A 427-nucleotide genomic window follows, 5' to 3' on the forward strand; every position below is an offset into this window, starting at 1 on the left:
CCGGCCGGGCTCGTGCGGCCTGCCGCTGCCGGGGACCGAGGCCTACGCCGCCGACGAGGACGGCCACCGGCTGCCGGCGGGCGAGGTCGGGGAGCTGGTGGTGCGCGGGCCGAACGTGATGGCGGGGTACTGGCGCGCGCCCGAGCTGACCGCCCGCCGGTTCCGCCGCGACGCGTTCGGCCAACCGGTGCTCCACACCGGCGACCGCTGCCGCTTCGACGAGGACGGCCACCTCCACTTCGTCGGCCGCGACGACGACATCTACAAGCAGCGCGGCATCCGGGTCAGCTCCCTGGAGGTCGAGGCGGCGGCGCTGGACGTGCCGGGCGTGGAGCTGGCGGCGCTGCTGCCGCCGGACGACTCGACCGGTGCGCGGCTCGCGCTGGCGGGCGACCTGCGAGCGCCGTACCGGGTGGAGAAGGACGGT

General features: G+C 76.8%; 1 protein-coding gene. It reads left to right on the forward strand.

The features are described from left to right. Positions 1 to 427: class I adenylate-forming enzyme family protein (locus AB0G02_RS33660; RefSeq protein ID WP_360802442.1), on the forward strand; the 427-nt coding region annotated here is incomplete at both ends.

The organism is Actinosynnema sp. NPDC023658, assembly GCF_040639995.1.
Classification (GTDB): Bacteria; Actinomycetota; Actinomycetes; order Mycobacteriales; family Pseudonocardiaceae; genus Actinosynnema.